This is a genomic window from Pseudoduganella sp., from assembly GCF_041914865.1.
GTDB lineage: Bacteria > Pseudomonadota > Gammaproteobacteria > Burkholderiales > Burkholderiaceae_D > Rugamonas.
Map to the genome: position 1 here is coordinate 1 of NZ_JAYSCO010000016.1, position 15870 is coordinate 15870.

The following is a 15870-nucleotide window of genomic DNA, read 5'->3' on the forward strand; positions in this document are numbered from 1 at the left end:
GGGGTCAGGTCTGACAATCGGACAAATCGTGCCGGAAGGCACGATTTGTCCGATTGTCAGACCTGACCCCGAATTTCAGTCCGGTGCGGTGGTATCCGTTTCGCTGGTTTCGTAGCCGGCTTCGTCGGCGTCCTGCTCGCCGGGCGGCTGGTTCTTGGCGGCGAGCTTCTTCTGCGCTTTCTCTTCGGCCTTGCGCTTTTTCTCCAGCTCGCGCTGGCGCTTTTCGTACTGGAAATTCGTCTTTGCCATGTGCTGCCCCTCCTTTGATGGTGTAGAGCAATGGTGACTGCGGTGTGGGCCCGCGCGTTTGATCCATGTCAAACTCCTGCCCCCGGAACATCAATAGTTTATATGTTCCACTTTAAAGGAGGAGATATGCAGAACTTCCGCAACCAGCAGGGACAATCGATGGCGCCCGCTATCGAATACCTGAGCCAGATGCAGCGCATCTATTTCGACTCCTGGCGCCGCTGCGGCGACGCCGGCGTACGCTGGACCCAGAATGCCATGGAAACGTGCCAGCGCATCGGGCAGGATATGTTGAGTGCTCCACTTAACCATTGCCAGGCGCTCAGTGAAAAACTGGGCGATTACCAGCAGGACGTGCTGCACGTGGTGTCGGAAACCCAGTTGGCGCTGGCGCGCACCGTGAGCGACAGCACGCGCGCCACCGCCGATACGGCGCGCGATATGGCCGAGCAGCAGGCCAGCCAGTTCGAGCGCAGCGGCCGTGACCAGGCCGACACCCTGCGCGAGCAGGCGGGCGCGGTGCGCGACCGGGCCGGTGAGCTGCGCGAGCAAGGCGGCGCCATGGCGGAACAGGCCGGGCACGCGGCCGCCCACGCTGGCGAGCAGGCCCAGCACGCCCAGCCGGCGGGCCATGGTCAGCATGGCGCCGACAAGCGCGACGGTGGTGCCGACAAGCGTGATGCCGGGCCGGAAAAGCGCGAAGGCGCACGCGGCGGCAAGGGCGGGCAGGATAACGCCTCCACCGTGCACCAGCGCGCCGGCGCTTAAGCGGCGCGCCGCAAAGCGGCCTCAACCGCGCGGGTGATGCTGGGCATGCAGTTGCTTCAGGCGCTCGCGCGCCACGTGGGTGTAAATCTGGGTGGTGGAAATGTCGGCGTGCCCCAGCAGCAGCTGCACCACGCGCAGGTCTGCGCCGTGGTTCAGCAGGTGGGTGGCGAAGGCGTGGCGCAGCGTGTGCGGCGACAGCGGCGCCGTGATGCCGGCCTTGGCGGCGTGCTTCTTCACCACCACCCAGAACATTTGCCGCGTCATCGGCCCGCCGCGGCCGGTGACGAACAGGGCCTCATCCTGCTGGCCGTTGAGGATGATGCCGCGCGCTTCGCGCAGGTAGCGTTCGATCCACAGGCGCGCCTGTTCGCCGAACGGCACCAGGCGCGTCTTGCTGCCTTTGCCGGTGACGCGCAGCACGCCGTCGTTCATGCTCAGCTCGAGCGTTTTCAGCGCCACCAGTTCCGATACGCGCAAGCCGCTGGCATACATCAGCTCCAGCATGGTGCGGTCGCGGATGCCGAGCGGCGTGCGCAGGTCGGGCGCGGCCAGCAGCGCTTCGACCTGGCTTTCGCCCAGCGTATGCACAAAGCGCAGCGGCTGCTTGGCCGACGCCAGGCGCAGGCAGGGATCTTCCGCGATATGGCGCTGGCGCAGCGCGCGCTGGTAGAAGCGCTTGAGGGCCGACAGGCGGCGGTTGGCGGAGCTGGCCTTGGTGTCGGCATGGCGCGCGGCGAAATAGGCTTGCAGGTCGGCGCTGCCGGCGGCGTACAGGCCGCCGACGGCGGGCCGGGTCGTCTCCAGCCAGCGGGCGAAGGCGGCCAGGTCGCGCCGGTAGGCGTCGAGCGAGTTTTTCGACAGGCCGTCTTCCAGCCACAGGCTGTCGCAGAACTCGTCGATCAGAGCAAGGTTGCCTGCTGCCATTGGTACTCTTGGTGTCCTTCATGCGCCAGCAGCCAGCGCTTCACGCCCAGGGTGAAGCCGTGCTGGTCGTCGCTGCCGGCAAAGCCGCCCAGGCCGTCCGCCGCCATCACGCGGTGGCACGGCACCAGCGGCGGGAACGGGTTGCTGCGGCAGGCCTGGCCGACGGCGCGCGCCACCGAATCGAGGTGCCTGGCCAGTTCGCCGTAGGTACGCACCTGGCCACGCGGGATTTCGCGCAGGGTTTGCCAGACGCGGCGCTGGAATTCGCTGCCGCGCATGGCCAGCGGCAGGTCGAAGCGGTAATCGGCGTCCTGGCAGTAGGCCTGCAGCTGGCGCGCGGCCTGTTCCGCCAGCGCGTTGGCCGGGGCTTGCTCGGGCGTGTCGCCGGGCAGGTAAAACATTTCCGTCACCACCGCGCCGGCGGTGCCGATGCCCATCGCGCCGAACGGCAGGTGGATGATGGCGGCGAAATTCCGGCTGCCATGTTGTATTTCCGTCACGGTTGCTCCAATAAAACTGTGGCATTCATGCTACACCAGTGCGCCAGGATAGGGCAAAAAAAAACGCACCCGAAGGTGCGTCTTGAGTCTTTTTATTCACCACCCCGGCCGTTTCACCCCGCTTATGGCGATGGCTACAGCATACTGTCAGGCGGCGTGTCTCCTCTATGTATCCGCGGCATTGCTGCCTGCTTATTCTTCTTCACTCCCCACTAAACCCGTGTCCTTGGCCACCATGGTGCAAGCTGCACCGTTCGGGGGCGTCGCCATAGTAACCGATCTTTTTTCAAATATCGTTATTTATTTTGAGCAACTTGACACGGCGCGGATTTACTTGGCCGTTTCGCGGTTGATGGCCTGGATCAGCTCCTTGCCGACCCGTTCTTCCACCTGCTTCTGCACCGGCAGCAGGGCATTGCGCCACAGCGCCTGCTCCTGCGCGCTCAGGTTATAGATCTGCGACTTGCCGGATTTGCGGATCGCTTCCAGCGCCATATCGTTGTCGCGCTGGGCAATGGCTTTCTCGTACGTGGTAGCTTCCTTCATCGCCCCCTCCAGCTGCAGGCGGATGTCGGCTGGCAGGCCGTCCCAGAACTTCTTGTTGACGATCACCGCGTAGCCCAGGTAGCCGTGGTTGGAGAGGGTCAGGTGCGACTGCACCTCATGCATCTTCTGCGTATACATGTTCGAGGGCGGGTTCTCGGTGCCGTCCACCACGCCGGTCTGCAGCGCCAGGTAGGCTTCGGAGAAAGCCAGGGCCTGCGGCACGGCGCCCAGCGCGCGCATCTGCGCGTCCAGCACCTTGGAGGCCTGGATGCGCATCTTCAAGCCTTTGAAATCGGCCGGCACGCGCAGCTGGCGGTTGGCCGACATGATCTTGAAGCCATTGTCCCAGTAGGCCAGGCCGGTGATGCCCTTGGCTTCCAGCTTTTTCAGCAGGCCTTTGCCGATCGGCCCTTCGGTCACGTTGTACAGCGCCGTCTTGTTGGGGAAGATATACGGCAGGTCGAAGACTTCGAATTCTTTCACGCCGAGCGGGCCGAATTTTGCCAGCGAGGGCGCCAGCATCTGCACCGCGCCCAGTTGCAGCGCTTCCAGTTCTTCCTTGTCCTTGTATAGCAGGCTGTTAGGGAAGACCTGCACCTTGACGCGGCCGCCGGTGGCTTTCTCCGCCAGCTGCTTGAAACGTTCGGCCGCCTGGCCCTTGGGGGTGTCGGGCGCCACCACGTGGCTGAATTTGATGACGATGGGCGCCTGTGCCAATGCCTGGGACGTGACAAGGACGGCCGCGCCGAAGGCGGCCAGGAGGAACTTCATTGGCATGGCGTCTCCCGGCGAATTTTGTGCATTATTATTCTCAACATACATTGTGCTCACTGAAATATTGGCACACAACTGTGGAAACCCACAATACAAGTGGCAACAGGATTCGATACCCTCGGCGCATGTCCAAACGCATATTCCTGCCCTCCCCCGTGCGCTGGCTGCTGCCGGTCGTGCTGGTATTGCTGTTTGTCGCCATCGTGTTCTGGCTGCCGTGGCAGGCGCGCCAGCTGGAAAGCACGGAGCGGCAGGAACAGCTGATCGCCGATACGCTGTGGGTCGAGCAGTCGATCCGCTTCCAGCTCGGGCGCCATGAGGAAAGCCTGCGCAGCCTGGCCAGCGACATCGGCGCCGGCCGCCTGGCGCCGGGCGAAGTGCAGCAGCGCATGGCGCGCATGCTGAAAAACGGCGCGGAGCTGAAAAGCGTGCTGCAGCTGGGGCCCGACGGCCGCGTGCTGGCCGCCAGCGAACCGGCGCCGGTGGCGCCCGGCACCCATATCGCGCTGAGCCAGTCCTCGCTGGTGGCGCAAGAGCGCGCGCGCCGCTCGCACAACCCGACTTACGCCGAACCCGAGCCGGGCATCGCCGCCGGCGGCGCGCCCGGTCCGCTGGGGGTGGAACTGTACGTGCCGGTCTACCGCGGCGAGGCCTGGCAAGGCAGCCTGGTCGCCACCTTCCAGCTTAGCAGCCTGCTCGATGAAATGGTGCCGTGGTGGTTTGCCCAGGACAACCAGATCAGCCTGCTCGACCGCGACGACAATGTGCTGGCGCGCCGCACCTCGGCCGGCCCGGGCCACGGCGTCTACACCCACAAGCGCGCGCTCGACCTGCCCGGCGCCACCATCACCCTGATGACCGACAGCGTGAAGGCCGAGCCCAAGCTGCTGCCCAACCTGCTGGTCGGCTCGGTGGTGGCGCTGTCGCTGGCCCTGCTGTGGAGCCTGTTCGCGCTGTGGGGCCACATTTCGCGCCGCCTGGCGGCCGAGGGCGAGCTGCGGCAGCAGATGGCCTTCCGCACGGCGATGGAAAACTCGCTGGTGACCGGCCTGCGCGCGCGCGACCTGGAGGGCCGCATCACCTACGTCAACCCGGCCTTCTGCCAGATGGTCGGCTACAGCGCGGAGGAGCTGGTGGGCCGCCTGCCGCCCATGCCTTACTGGGCGCCGGACGTGATGGGCGAGTACCAGCACCGCCTGGCCAGCGCCCTGGCCGGCTCCCTCACGCCGGAGTTCGAAACCCTGTTCCAGCGCCCGGACGGCACGCGCATCCCGGTGCTGGTGTTCGAGGCGCCGCTGGTGGACAAGGAAGGGCGCCACACCGGCTACATGGGTTCCATCCTCGACATTTCCGACCGCAAGCGCATGGAGGAGCTCAACCGCCAGCACCAGGAAAAGCTGCAGGCCAGCGCGCGCCTGGCCACCATGGGCGAAATCGCCTCCATGCTGGCGCATGAGCTGAACCAGCCGCTGGCCGCCATCTCCAGCTACACCACGGGCGCCCTCAACGTACTGGCGCGCGGCGGCGACGCGGCCACGCTGAAGCCGGCGCTGGAGCAGGCCGGGGCCCAGGCCCAGCGCGCCGGCGCCATCATCCGCAGCGTGCACGAATTCGTGAAGAACCGCGAAATGGAGCGGCAGGACGTGGCGCTGCAGGCCATGCTGGACAGCATCCACGCCCTGATCGAGATGCAGGCGCGCCAGCACCAGGTGTCGCTGCAGGTGGAGCTGCCGGCCGCGCTGCCGCAGGTGCGCGCCGACCGCATGCTGATCGAGCAGGTGCTGCTGAACCTGACGCGCAACGCGATCGAAGCCATGGCCGACGTGGCGCCGCTGCAGCGCGTGCTGCGCATCGTCGCCGCGCACGACGCGGCGGCGGCGCAGGTGGTGGTGCAGGTGGTCGACCACGGCCACGGCATCCCGCAGGACGTGGCCGAGCGCCTGTTCTCGCCCTTCTTCTCGACCAAGGCGGAAGGCATGGGCATGGGGCTCAACATCTGCCGCACCGCGATCGAATTCCACGGCGGCACACTCACGCACCGCGCCAATCCGCAAGGCGGTACCATATTCACATTCACGCTGCCCGTGGCGGGCGGCGCATAAGGGAGACACCCAAGATGCTACATATCGTTGACGATGAGGCCGTGGTGCGCGATGCCTTGCTGTGGCTGGCGTCCTCGCGCGGCATCGCCGCCACGGCCTACGACGGCGCCGCCCCCTTCCTCGCCTTCGTGCAGGGCGGCGCCTTCGATGCGGAAGGCGACTGCGTGCTGCTCGACGTGCGCATGCCCGACACCAGCGGCATCGCCGTGTTCGACCAGCTGGCGGCGCGCGGCCTGACGGCGCGCCTGCCGGTCATCTTCCTGACCGGCCACGGCGACGTGCCGATGGCGGTCGATACCCTGAAACGCGGCGCTTTCGACTTCTGCGAAAAGCCGTTCAACGACAACCAGCTGATGGACCGCGTGCAGGAAGGCCTGGCCGCCTCGCGCCTGGCCGGCGGCAAGGCGGCGGTGCAGGCGCGCCTGGCCACCCTGTCCACCCGCGAGCGCGAAGTGCTGGACCTGATCCTGGCCGGCAAGATGAACAAGGTGGTGGCCGACGAACTGGGCATCTCGATGCGCACCGTCGAAGTGCACCGCGCCCACATCTTCGACAAGATGCAGGTCAAGACCGCGGTCGAGCTGGCCGGCCTGCTGAAATAATTACATAAGCACTTATACGTGTGCTATTCTCGGTCCATGAAACAAGGACTCGGAACCCAACTACGCCACCTGATCGAGCTGCTGGACGGCGCGGTGCAGGACGCCTACGCCGAAGCCGGCCTCGATTACCGCCCGCGCTACACGCCCGTCATGCGCGCGCTGGCGGGCGGCCAGCCGCACACCGTCAGCCAGATCGCCGAAGCGGCCGGCATCACCCAGCCGGCCGCCACCCAGACCGTGGCGCTGATGGTGAAGGAAGGCTGGCTGGAAGCCCAGGCCAGCCCCACCGACGCGCGCCAGAAGCTGCTGGTCCTCAGCCCGCAGGGCAAGCGCCTGCTGCCCAAGCTGCAAGCCTGCTGGCGCGCCACCGCCGCCGCGGCCGACGACCTGGACGCCGAACTGCCGCATCCCCTGTCCGACACCCTGGCGCGCGCCATCGACGCACTGGCCCAGCGCCCTTTTAGCGAACGTATCCGCCAGGCCAAGGAATAGGCCAAACCGCCGCTGCGGCTGCGGGCGTGCGCCCGCGCCGGCGCTCAGGCGCCCATCACCGCCTGGTTGCGGCCGCCCTGCTTGGCGCGGTACAGCGCCTGGTCGGCGCGCCGCACCCAGTGCTCATAGCTCGCTTCATGCTTATCGCTGACCGCGATGCCCAGGCTGACGTGGCAGCGGAACACCTGTCCGTCGTGGCGGATGTCGCTGGCGGCCACCCGCTCGCGCAGGCGCTCGGCGAAGACGAAGGCGCCCTCGCGCCCCGTTTCCGGCAGCACCACCAGGAATTCCTCGCCGCCGTAGCGCGCCGCCGCGTCCACCTCGCGCATCACCGAGCGGATGCAGGCGGCCAGCGCGCGCAGCGCCGCGTCGCCGCCGGGATGGCCGTAGAAGTCGTTGACCTGCTTGAAGTGGTCGATATCCAGCAGCACCAGCGCGGACGGATGGCCGGAACGGCGCGCGCGGTGCCATTCCGCATCCAGCGCGCGGTCGGCGGCGCGCCGGTTCAGCAGCCCGGTCAGGGCGTCGGTGGTGGCCAGGCGCTCCAGGTCGATATTCATGCGCTGCATCTCCGACAGCAGGCGGTCGGTCGATTCCTGCCAGTGCGAAAACAGCTGGTAGCCGAAGAAGGCGATCACGATGATGATGGCGGCGAACACCCAGTAGAAGATCCACACCGTCTGGCGGAACACCTCGGCCACGCCGGCGGCTTCCGTCTCCGCCAGGCGGATCGTGACATAGCCGTAAATCAGCACCCCGGCCGCCACCGTGGCCAGCATGCGCAGCACGGAACGGCGCGAGCCGCCGCGCCGCTTGCGCATCAGTTGCTGGCGCGCGAGCTGCCAGCGCGCCACGCGCGGCCAGAGCAGCGCCATGAGCGGGCCGCCGATCAGGACGCTTTGCAGGAAGGAGCCGAGCCACCAGCCCTGCCAGATCGGCAGCTGGGCGCCCGGCGCCAGGTGGTTGGTGTAGCTCCAGATCAGGGCGCCGGACGAGCCGAAGATGCTGGCGATGAAGCTGAGCTGGATGTAGAACAGGATCGAGGTCGGGTTGCGCAGGTCGCGCGGCATGACGATGGCGCGGTAGCCCACCGCCATCATGGCGAAACCAAGCGGATTGGCGCAGGCGAACAGCAAGGCCCAGTGCCAGGGCATGCCGGCGTATAGCGCCAGCACCAGGGTGGAGCAGTAGGCCGGAATCGCGCCCCACCACCAGCCCAGGGTCAGCGTGAGCAGCAGGCAGATGGGCAGCGGCGGATACACCGTGACATAGGCCGTGACGCCGCCGACATCGACCGGCAGGCCGGACCAGTGCCACTTGACGGTCGCCAGCCCCAGCGCAATGCAGGCGCCCAGCGCCAGCAGCCAGCCGCCGAAAATGGCGCGCTTCTCGGCCTGGCTGCCGTGGCGCCATACGTGCAATGGCGATAACTCGCGATAACTCTGGACTGCTTCCGCAAAAGGAGACAATTTCTCACCCGGGGTGTGGCCTGGGTTTTCATTATGCACCAGCTAGCCTGCGTGCTGGCCGAGGGCCCACTCCACATGTTCGCGCACCAGCGCCGACGGGTGTTCGCGCCGCGCCTGCAGGGCGGCCAGGATGGCGGCGTCGCCCCTGGCGCCCAGGCGCGCGGCGTTGCCCAGGCCGACGGCCAGGTTGCGCAGCCAGCGTTCGTGGCCGATGCGGCGGATCGGGCTGCCCTCCATGCGGCGGTTGAACTCCTCCTCGCTCCAGGCGAACAGCGCGATCATGCCGGCGCTGCCCAGGGCATGGCGCTCGTCGAAGTCGGGCAGCGTGGCGCGCTGGGCGAACTTGTTCCAGGGGCAGGCGGTCTGGCAATCGTCGCAGCCGTAGACGCGGTTGCCGAGCAAGGGCCGCAGCTCTTCCGGGATGGCGCCCTTCAGCTCAATGGTCAGGTAGGAGATGCAGCGCCGCGCATCGAGCCTGCCGGGGGCGAGGATGGCCTGGGTCGGGCAGACGTCGATGCAAGCGCTGCACTGGCCGCAGTGGGCGCCGGTCGGCGCGTCCACCGGCAGCGGCAGGTCGACCAGGATCTCGCCCATGAAGAACATGGAGCCGGCGCTGCGGTTGATCAGCAAGGTGTGCTTGCCGCGCCAGCCCAGGCCCGATTTTTCCGCCAGCGGCAGCTCCATCACCGGCGCCGAGTCGGTGAACACGCGGTAGCCGAACGGGCCGACGGCGGCGCTGACCTTGTCGGCCAGCTGCTGCAGGCGCGCGCGCAGCACCTTGTGGTAGTCGCGGCCGCGCGCATAGACCGAGATCACGGCCTGCGTCGGGTCGGCCAGGCGCGCCGTTTCGCGTTCGCGCCAGTGCTCGTCGGCGGCGCCGGGCAGGTAGTTCATGCGCGCCGTGATCACGCGCACCGTGCCCGGCACCAGTTCGTCCGGGCGCGCGCGCTTCATGCCGTGGCTTGCCATATAGTCCATATCGCCGTGCATGCCGGCGTCCAGCCAGGCTTGCAGGCCGGCCTCGGCGGCCGACAGGTCAATGTCGGCGATGCGCACTTCGGCGAAGCCGAGTTCCTGCCCCCACGCCTTGATGCGGCTGGCTAATTCGTCTAAATTGGCTTGGGAAAGGGACACGGCCTTACAATGCGGGAAACACCAAACCATCATTTTAGCCTTCCTACGACGAAATGAAGAAATTGACATGCGCAGCCCTGCTGCTGGCCGCCGCCGCCAGCCAGGCGGCGCCGCTGCCGGACAATGCGGAGCTGATCGCCATCAACCGCGCCGACCAGGCCGACCGCACGGGCGATATCGATTGGACGGTGGTCAACCAGCGCGACAAGGAGCGCCGCGAGAAGGTCGGCGCCCTGCTGGCGGCCGGCGCCGTGCGCAGCGCGCGCGATTTCTACAACGCGGCGCTGGTGTTCCAGCATGGCGACACGCCGGACGATTACGCCCTGGCGTTCTCGCTGGCGACCATTGCGCGCCAGCTGGCGCCCGAACATCCGGCGCCGAAATGGCTGCATGCGGCGGCCTTCGACCGCTACCTGGTGTCGCGCAATATGCCGCAGTGGTATGGCACGCAAAGCAAAACCTACAGCGACGGCCGCACCGAGCTCGCCCCGGTCGATCCGAAGGCGGTCAGCGACGAGCAGCGCGTGGCGCTCGGCGTGCCGCGCCTGCAGGACGAACTGGCGCGCATCGCCGAACAGAACAAGCATTTACAAGCGAAATAGAACATGCAGCACTTTAAATCCCACCTCCACGACGAAGCCGGCACCGCCGCCCTGGGCGCGGCGCTGTCGCGCGCCCTGCTGCCCGGCATGGCGATCTACCTGCACGGCGACCTGGGCGCCGGCAAGACCGCCCTCACGCGCGCCCTGCTGCACGCGGCGGGCCATGTGGGCCCGGTGAAAAGCCCGACCTACACCCTGTCCGAACCCTATCGCGTCAACATCGACGGCAAGCCCGCCAGCGTGGTGCACTTCGACCTGTACCGCATGGGCAGCCCGGAGGAATTCCTCGATGCCGGCTTCCGCGAAGACTTCAACGGCGAGAACGTGTGCATCGTCGAATGGCCGGAAAAGGCGGACGGCGTGCTGCCGCCGCCCGACCTTCATGTTTACCTCTCTGTGGCAGGCGCAGGACGTGATGTAGAATTGCAGCCGTCTTCTGCTCTTGGTACGTCATGCCTGCAACGCCTCCAATTCGCCCCAAACATGTAAGCCGCCGCACGGTGCTCAAGGCCGGTGGCACGCTGCTGCTGTCCGTGCTGGCCCCGTCCGCGGCGCGCGCCGCGCAGATCCTGGCCGTGCGCGTGTGGCCGGCGGAGGATTACACGCGCGTCACGCTGGAGAACGACAGCAACCTGAAGACCACCCACTTCATGGTCAAGGACCCGACGCGCATGGTGGTCGACATCGAAGGCCTGGAGCTGAACCCGACGCTGAAAAGCCTGGTCGCCAAGATACAGTCCAACGACCCGTACATCAAGCAGGTGCGGGTCGGCCAGAACCGCCCGAACGTGGTGCGGCTGGTGTTCGACCTGAAGGAGGAAGTCAAGCCGCAGGTGTTCACCCTGGAACCGGTCGGCAACTACAAGCACCGCCTGATCTTCGACCTGTACCCGGTCAAGGCGGTGGACCCGATCGCCGCCCTGATCGAAAAAGGCGAATGGTCGCAGGACGACAAAGACGCCAAGGACGCCGGCGCCACCGGCGCGCCGCAGGCGGGCCAGCAGGCCGCCGCCGCGCGCCCTCCGGCAGGCCAGCCGCCTGCCGCCGGACAGCCCGCCATCGCAGGCCAGACCCCGGCCCCGGCACAAGCGCCCGCCGCCGGCCAGCCAGCCGCCGCAGGCCAGGCTGCCGCACCAGGCCAGGCTGCCGCACCAGGCCAGCCGGCCATCGCCACCCAAGGCGACGCCCCCGGCCAGCGCCCCGGCAGCGCGCCCGCCGGCACCGCGCCGGCCCAGCAGCCCGCAGTGGCCGGCAAGCCTTCCCCCGCCGAGCCGGACCCGGCGCCGGCCGGCCACAAGCCAGGGCATAAGAACGCACCGGAAAAGATGGTGCGTATGCTCACCATCGCCCTCGATCCCGGCCACGGCGGCGAAGACCCGGGCGCCATGGGCTCGCGCGGCAGCCGCGAAAAAGACATCGTGCTGGCCATCGCCAAGCGCCTGAAAGACAAGATCGAAGCCCACCCCAATATGCGCGTGATGCTGACGCGCGACGGCGACTACTTCGTCCCGCTCGGCAAGCGCGTCGAAAAAGCGCGCAAGGTCGACGCCGACCTGTTCGTCTCGATCCACGCCGACGCCTTCGTCAAACCGAGCGCGCGCGGCTCCTCGGTCTTTGTGCTGTCGGAGAAAGGCGCCACCTCGAGCGCCGCGCGCTGGCTGGCCGACAAGGAAAACCAGGCCGACCTGATCGGCGGCGCCAATTCCAAGGGCCACGACCCGCAACTGGCCAGCGTGCTGTTCGACCTCTCGACCACGGCCCAGATCAACGACAGCATGAAGGTCGGCAAAGCGGTGCTGGGCGAGATCGGCGGCATCAACAAGCTGCACAAAGGCTCGGTCGAGCAGGCCGGCTTCGCCGTGCTGAAGGCGCCCGACATCCCCTCGATCCTGATCGAGACCGCCTTCATCTCCAACCCGGAAGAAGAAGCGCGCCTGCTCGATAATGAATACCAGGACAAGATCGCCGACGCCATCGTCAAAGGCATCCGGCGCTACTTCGCCAAGAACCCGCCGCTCGCCAAGAACCGGCTCACATAAGGAAAGCGTATGAACGAAGTCCGCATCTCCACTCCCGAAGGCGCCGCAGCCACCATTTCCCTGTTTGGCGCGCATCTGATGTCGTGGAAAACTGCGGACGGCAAGGAACGCCTGTTCCTCAGCCAGCGTTCCGCGCTCGACGGCAGCGCAGCCGTGCGCGGCGGCGTGCCGGTCATCTTCCCCCAGTTCGCCACCCGCGGCGACGGCCTGCGCCACGGCTTCGCCCGCACCGCCACCTGGCGCCTGGCCGGACAGGGCGGCCACTGGGCCGAGCTGGTGCTGGCCCAGACCGACCTGCCGCGCAACCACTTCCAGTCCTGGCCGCGCGCCTTCGAGCTGCGCCTGCGCTTCGAGCTGAAGGGCGACACGCTCGCCCTGCGCTACACCGTGCGCAACACCGGCCTGCAGGACTTCCAGTGGGCCGGCGCCCTGCACACCTATTTCGCCGTTGCCGAATTCGACAAGGCCACGCTGGACGGCGTCCCCTTCAGCGGCGCGCTGGACGAGATCCGCCCGGCCACGCCGCAACTGCGCCTGGACACCGGCGCCGGCAGCCTGCAGCTGGAACAGCAAGGATTTTCGGAATGGGTGGTATGGAACCCGGGCGCGGAAGGCGCGGCGGCCACCGCCGACATGGACGACGGCGACTACCGCCGCTTCGTCTGCATTGAGCCGGCGCGGGTGGACAAGCAGGTGCTGGCAGCCGGCGCCGAATGGACCGGCCAGCACAGCATCAGTTTGATTCCTTGATCATGCGGCCCGAGCTGGCCTGCACCGGCCGCGCATTGAACGGGTAAAGACGGCTGAACAAAGCCATTTGCGATGGGGAGGCCTGCACCGGCTCCTTCATCACCAGCCACAGCACGCCCTCGGTGCATGGCGGCGTGGTCAGCGACCCCATGAAAGTATAGTAATCGCGGCGCTGCGGCAGCAGGTCGTTCGGGTCCAGCACGATGGACGGCGTGGCCGTATCGCCCTTCTCCAGCGGCAGGTTGTTCCACACGGTCTGGATGGTCGGCTGCGGCTTGCCGCGTTCGAGCAGCAGCGCCAGCACCGCCAGCTTGCCTTCCACGTCCTTGTGCACCAGGTGCACCACCATCTCGAAGCCCTTGCCGTTGATGCGCTCCTCGGCCGGACGGTGGAAGTGGAACTGCTGCAGCTCGTAGGTGCGGCCCGCCACGCTCAGGTAATTGCCCGGACCGACCGCCACCTGCACTGTGTGGCCGTTGTCGGTCACGCTGAAACCGGACGGACGGTAATCGAAAGCGATCTGCTCCAGGTCCACCTTCATGCCGTCGCGGATATCGATCGGCGACTGGCGCGTGCCGGTCGCGCATTTGGCCCAGTCGGAATTGATCTTGTGCCAATTGGACGGGCCGAACTCGCCCTCGTAGGTCCAATGGGTGCCGTACACGCGCGGTGGCGGCGCCTTGGCGGCAACGGCCGCAGCGGCAGCCTTGGCCGCCTGCTGCTTGCGCGCCTTCTCGGCGGCCGCGATGCGGGCAGCCTGGTTGGCGCGCATTTCGGCCAGGCGCTGGGCGATTTTCTCGGACAGTTCCGCCTCGGCGCGCGCCTCCTCCTCGCGCTGCGATGCGGCGCTCTTGCGCGGCGGCGGCACGTATTTGGGCTTTTCGGCGGGTTTGGCGCCCTGCTCCATATTCGCCTTGTCCGCCGCAGCGGCGGCAGCCAGGTTCGGACGAATATTGGGCACGCCTTTCGACGGCGCGGGGGCCGCAGGATCGGCGGCGCCTGCTGTCCCGAACACGAGGCAGCAGGCCGACAAGGCGATCAAGTTACGCATGTTAAATCCGGAGGAGAGAACTGTTTCTCCGGTTAACGGTTGCGCTACGGGAAAACTTGAGTGCGGCTCAACGCTTCAGCATGCGGCGGCCAAACTTCCAGGCGCCGCCCAGGGCCATCGGCACCAGCGCCGCGCTGATACCGGCCAGGACGATCGCGCTCAAGTGCTTCTGCACGAACGGATGGTTGCCAAAGACATAGCCCGCCACGCACAGCGACACCACCCACAGCAGCGCGCCAATGACGTTAAAGAGCTGGAAGCGGGCATGGGTCATGTCCGACACCCCGGCCACGAAGGGCGCGAAGGTGCGCACCACCGGCACGAAACGCGCCAGGATAATGGTCTTGCCGCCGTGCTTCTCGAAGAACTCGTGGGTACGGTTCAAGGCATCCTTGTTAATCCAGCGGTAATTCTGGGTATACACCCGCTGCCCGATAGCTTCGCCGATCCAGTAATTGGTGGTATTGCCCAACACCGCGGCAGTGGTCAGCAGGAACATCAGCAAGCCCAGGTTCATGTCGCCGGTTGCGCAGAAGGCGCCGGCAATGAACAGCAGCGTGTCGCCCGGGAAGAAGAACAGCACCACCAGGCCGGTCTCGCAGAAGACGATGGCAAACAGCAGGGCATAGACATACATGCCATATTGTTCGATCAGGGTGCCCATGGCGCGGTCGACGTGGACCAGCATGTCCAGCAATTGTACGAAATCCATTATTAATCCAAAGTGGTTGCGGCGGGAATCATACCAAACAGTCCATCTTACAGGCTAAAATTGCCCGGCACCTTATAACCGGCTTAGAACCCCCAAAAGGAGACAACCTAGTGAAGTCCTGCCTGACCGCCGCACTGGCGCTGGCGCTGCCCATGGCCGCCATTGCCGCCCCCACCAAGGAACTGCCGCCCAAACCCACCGTGGGCGACATCGTCAAAGCCTCCAAGCCAGGCGAATGGCGCCAGCTGGACCCGGCCAACACCCTGTACATGGACCTGCCTGCCGGGCGCGTGATCATCGAACTGGCGCCCGCCTTCGCGCCGAACCACGCCGCCAACATCCGCACCATGGCCAGGGAAGGCTACTGGGACGGCCTGTGGGTCTACCGCGTGCAGGACAACTTCGTGGCCCAGTGGGGCGACCCGCGCGAGGACAAGCCGAAGGCGCTGGGCACGGCCAAGGCCAAGCTGGAGCAGGAATTCACGGTGCCGATGAAGAACGACACCCAGTTCACCCGCCTGCCGGACAAGGACGGCTATGCGGCCCAGGTCGGCCACTCCAACGGCTTCCCCGCCGCGCGCGACCCGAAAACCGGCCAGACCTGGCTGGCGCACTGCTACGGCATGGTCGGCGTCGCGCGCGGCAACGAGTCCGACAGCGGCAATGGCGGCACCCTGTACGCCGTGATCGGCAATTCGCCGCGCCAGCTGGACCGCAATATCACTGTGGTGGGACGCGTGGTCAGCGGCATGCCTTTGCTGTCCGTGCTGCCGCGCGGCCCGGCGCCGATGGGCATGTATGACAAGGAAGAGCAGAACGTGCAGATCAAGTCCGTCAAGCTGATGGCCGACGTACCGGAAGCCGAACGCACCAGGTACGAGATTTTGCGCACCGACTCCGCCAGTTTCGCAGCCGTCGCCGAAGCCCAGCGCAACCGCGGCGGCCCCTGGACCAAGCACGCATTCGGCCACGTCGACCTGTGCAACGTCCCCATCCCCGTCCGCGAAGTCAAGTAACCCCAAGAAATGTCCATGTTGGGGTCAGGAAGAAAAGTGGACATTTTTCCTCCGGAAATGCCCATTTTTTAACGTACCCCGCGGGGGGCATATAAATGTTGGAATTAATGGCCCACACCCCCCCCCCCCCACCCGGGCCC

At 66.7% G+C, this 15870-nt stretch carries 17 protein-coding genes; 9 read left to right on the plus strand and 8 right to left on the minus strand.

Going from position 1 to position 15870, the window contains the following annotated elements; all coding sequences use genetic code 11:
• Positions 1-75 precede the first annotated feature (75 nt).
• Positions 76-249, minus strand: coding sequence for a hypothetical protein (locus ACE3TQ_RS09915; RefSeq protein WP_374581966.1), 174 nt, complete (start codon positions 247-249; stop codon positions 76-78).
• A gap of 126 nt (positions 250-375) precedes the next feature.
• Between ACE3TQ_RS09915 and ACE3TQ_RS09920 the strand changes: the two genes are divergently transcribed.
• A complete protein-coding gene (locus tag ACE3TQ_RS09920; RefSeq protein WP_374581968.1) occupies positions 376-1017 on the plus strand; it encodes a hypothetical protein in 642 nt (213 codons plus the stop codon).
• A gap of 21 nt (positions 1018-1038) precedes the next feature.
• On the opposite strand, the gene xerD is transcribed toward ACE3TQ_RS09920, so the two are convergent.
• From xerD to ACE3TQ_RS09935, 3 genes are all read right to left on the minus strand, one after another.
• Positions 1039-1941: a site-specific tyrosine recombinase XerD gene (gene xerD, locus ACE3TQ_RS09925; protein ID WP_374581969.1), complete on the minus strand. Its 903-nt coding sequence runs from the start codon at positions 1939-1941 to the stop codon at positions 1039-1041.
• Positions 1917-2441, minus strand: coding sequence for a methylated-DNA--[protein]-cysteine S-methyltransferase (locus ACE3TQ_RS09930; protein WP_374581970.1), 525 nt, complete (start codon positions 2439-2441; stop codon positions 1917-1919). Before ACE3TQ_RS09930 ends, xerD begins: the two co-directional genes overlap by 25 nt.
• Positions 2442-2771: 330 nt before the next feature.
• Positions 2772-3764, minus strand: coding sequence for a TRAP transporter substrate-binding protein (locus ACE3TQ_RS09935; RefSeq protein ID WP_374581971.1), 993 nt, complete (start codon positions 3762-3764; stop codon positions 2772-2774).
• A gap of 122 nt (positions 3765-3886) precedes the next feature.
• On the opposite strand from ACE3TQ_RS09935, the gene ACE3TQ_RS09940 reads away from it, so the two are divergent.
• The 3 genes from ACE3TQ_RS09940 to ACE3TQ_RS09950 are packed head-to-tail and all read left to right on the plus strand — an operon-like array spanning position 3887 to position 6957.
• Positions 3887-5863, plus strand: a complete 1977-nt coding sequence (locus ACE3TQ_RS09940) for a PAS domain S-box protein (RefSeq protein ID WP_374581972.1) — start codon at positions 3887-3889, stop codon at positions 5861-5863.
• Between the two features lie 14 nt (positions 5864-5877).
• Entirely contained in the window at positions 5878-6465 is a 588-nt protein-coding gene (locus tag ACE3TQ_RS09945; RefSeq protein ID WP_374581973.1) for a response regulator transcription factor, read from the plus strand.
• A 36-nt stretch (positions 6466-6501) separates the two neighbouring features.
• On the plus strand, positions 6502-6957 hold the full coding sequence (locus ACE3TQ_RS09950) for a MarR family winged helix-turn-helix transcriptional regulator (RefSeq protein WP_374581974.1): 456 nt from the start codon (positions 6502-6504) through the stop codon (positions 6955-6957).
• Between the two features lie 44 nt (positions 6958-7001).
• Here ACE3TQ_RS09950 and ACE3TQ_RS09955 read toward each other — a convergent pair whose 3' ends face one another.
• Together ACE3TQ_RS09955 and queG are read right to left on the minus strand one after the other, a co-directional pair.
• Positions 7002-8378, minus strand: a complete 1377-nt coding sequence (locus tag ACE3TQ_RS09955; protein ID WP_374581975.1) for a GGDEF domain-containing protein — start codon at positions 8376-8378, stop codon at positions 7002-7004.
• A 90-nt stretch (positions 8379-8468) separates the two neighbouring features.
• Positions 8469-9560: a tRNA epoxyqueuosine(34) reductase QueG gene (gene queG, locus ACE3TQ_RS09960; RefSeq protein WP_374581976.1), complete on the minus strand. Its 1092-nt coding sequence runs from the start codon at positions 9558-9560 to the stop codon at positions 8469-8471.
• A gap of 53 nt (positions 9561-9613) precedes the next feature.
• On the opposite strand from queG, the gene ACE3TQ_RS09965 reads away from it, so the two are divergent.
• From ACE3TQ_RS09965 to ACE3TQ_RS09980, 4 genes are read left to right on the plus strand one after another with little or no spacing between them, the layout of a single operon-like run.
• Positions 9614-10162 carry a hypothetical protein gene (locus tag ACE3TQ_RS09965; protein ID WP_374581977.1) on the plus strand — a complete coding sequence of 183 codons (549 nt, stop codon included), beginning with the start codon at positions 9614-9616 and terminating at the stop codon, positions 10160-10162.
• Between the two features lie 3 nt (positions 10163-10165).
• Complete coding sequence (gene tsaE / locus ACE3TQ_RS09970; RefSeq protein ID WP_374581978.1) at positions 10166-10651, plus strand: tRNA (adenosine(37)-N6)-threonylcarbamoyltransferase complex ATPase subunit type 1 TsaE; 486 nt, start codon at positions 10166-10168, stop codon at positions 10649-10651.
• Positions 10615-12201 carry an N-acetylmuramoyl-L-alanine amidase gene (locus ACE3TQ_RS09975; RefSeq protein WP_374581979.1) on the plus strand — a complete coding sequence of 529 codons (1587 nt, stop codon included), beginning with the start codon at positions 10615-10617 and terminating at the stop codon, positions 12199-12201. Before tsaE ends, ACE3TQ_RS09975 begins: the two co-directional genes overlap by 37 nt.
• A gap of 9 nt (positions 12202-12210) precedes the next feature.
• Positions 12211-12951: a D-hexose-6-phosphate mutarotase gene (locus ACE3TQ_RS09980; RefSeq protein ID WP_374581980.1), complete on the plus strand. Its 741-nt coding sequence runs from the start codon at positions 12211-12213 to the stop codon at positions 12949-12951.
• Here the strand turns inward: ACE3TQ_RS09980 and ACE3TQ_RS09985 are convergent.
• Positions 12935-14002 (minus strand): carbonic anhydrase, encoded by a 1068-nt coding sequence (locus ACE3TQ_RS09985; protein WP_374581981.1) that lies wholly within the window; start codon positions 14000-14002, stop codon positions 12935-12937. The genes ACE3TQ_RS09980 and ACE3TQ_RS09985 overlap by 17 nt on opposite strands.
• A gap of 67 nt (positions 14003-14069) precedes the next feature.
• A complete protein-coding gene (locus tag ACE3TQ_RS09990; RefSeq protein WP_374581983.1) occupies positions 14070-14714 on the minus strand; it encodes a VTT domain-containing protein in 645 nt (214 codons plus the stop codon).
• Between the two features lie 110 nt (positions 14715-14824).
• Between ACE3TQ_RS09990 and ACE3TQ_RS09995 the strand changes: the two genes are divergently transcribed.
• Positions 14825-15730 (plus strand): peptidylprolyl isomerase, encoded by a 906-nt coding sequence (locus ACE3TQ_RS09995; protein ID WP_374581985.1) that lies wholly within the window; start codon positions 14825-14827, stop codon positions 15728-15730.
• The last annotated feature ends 140 nt before the right edge of the window (positions 15731-15870 follow it).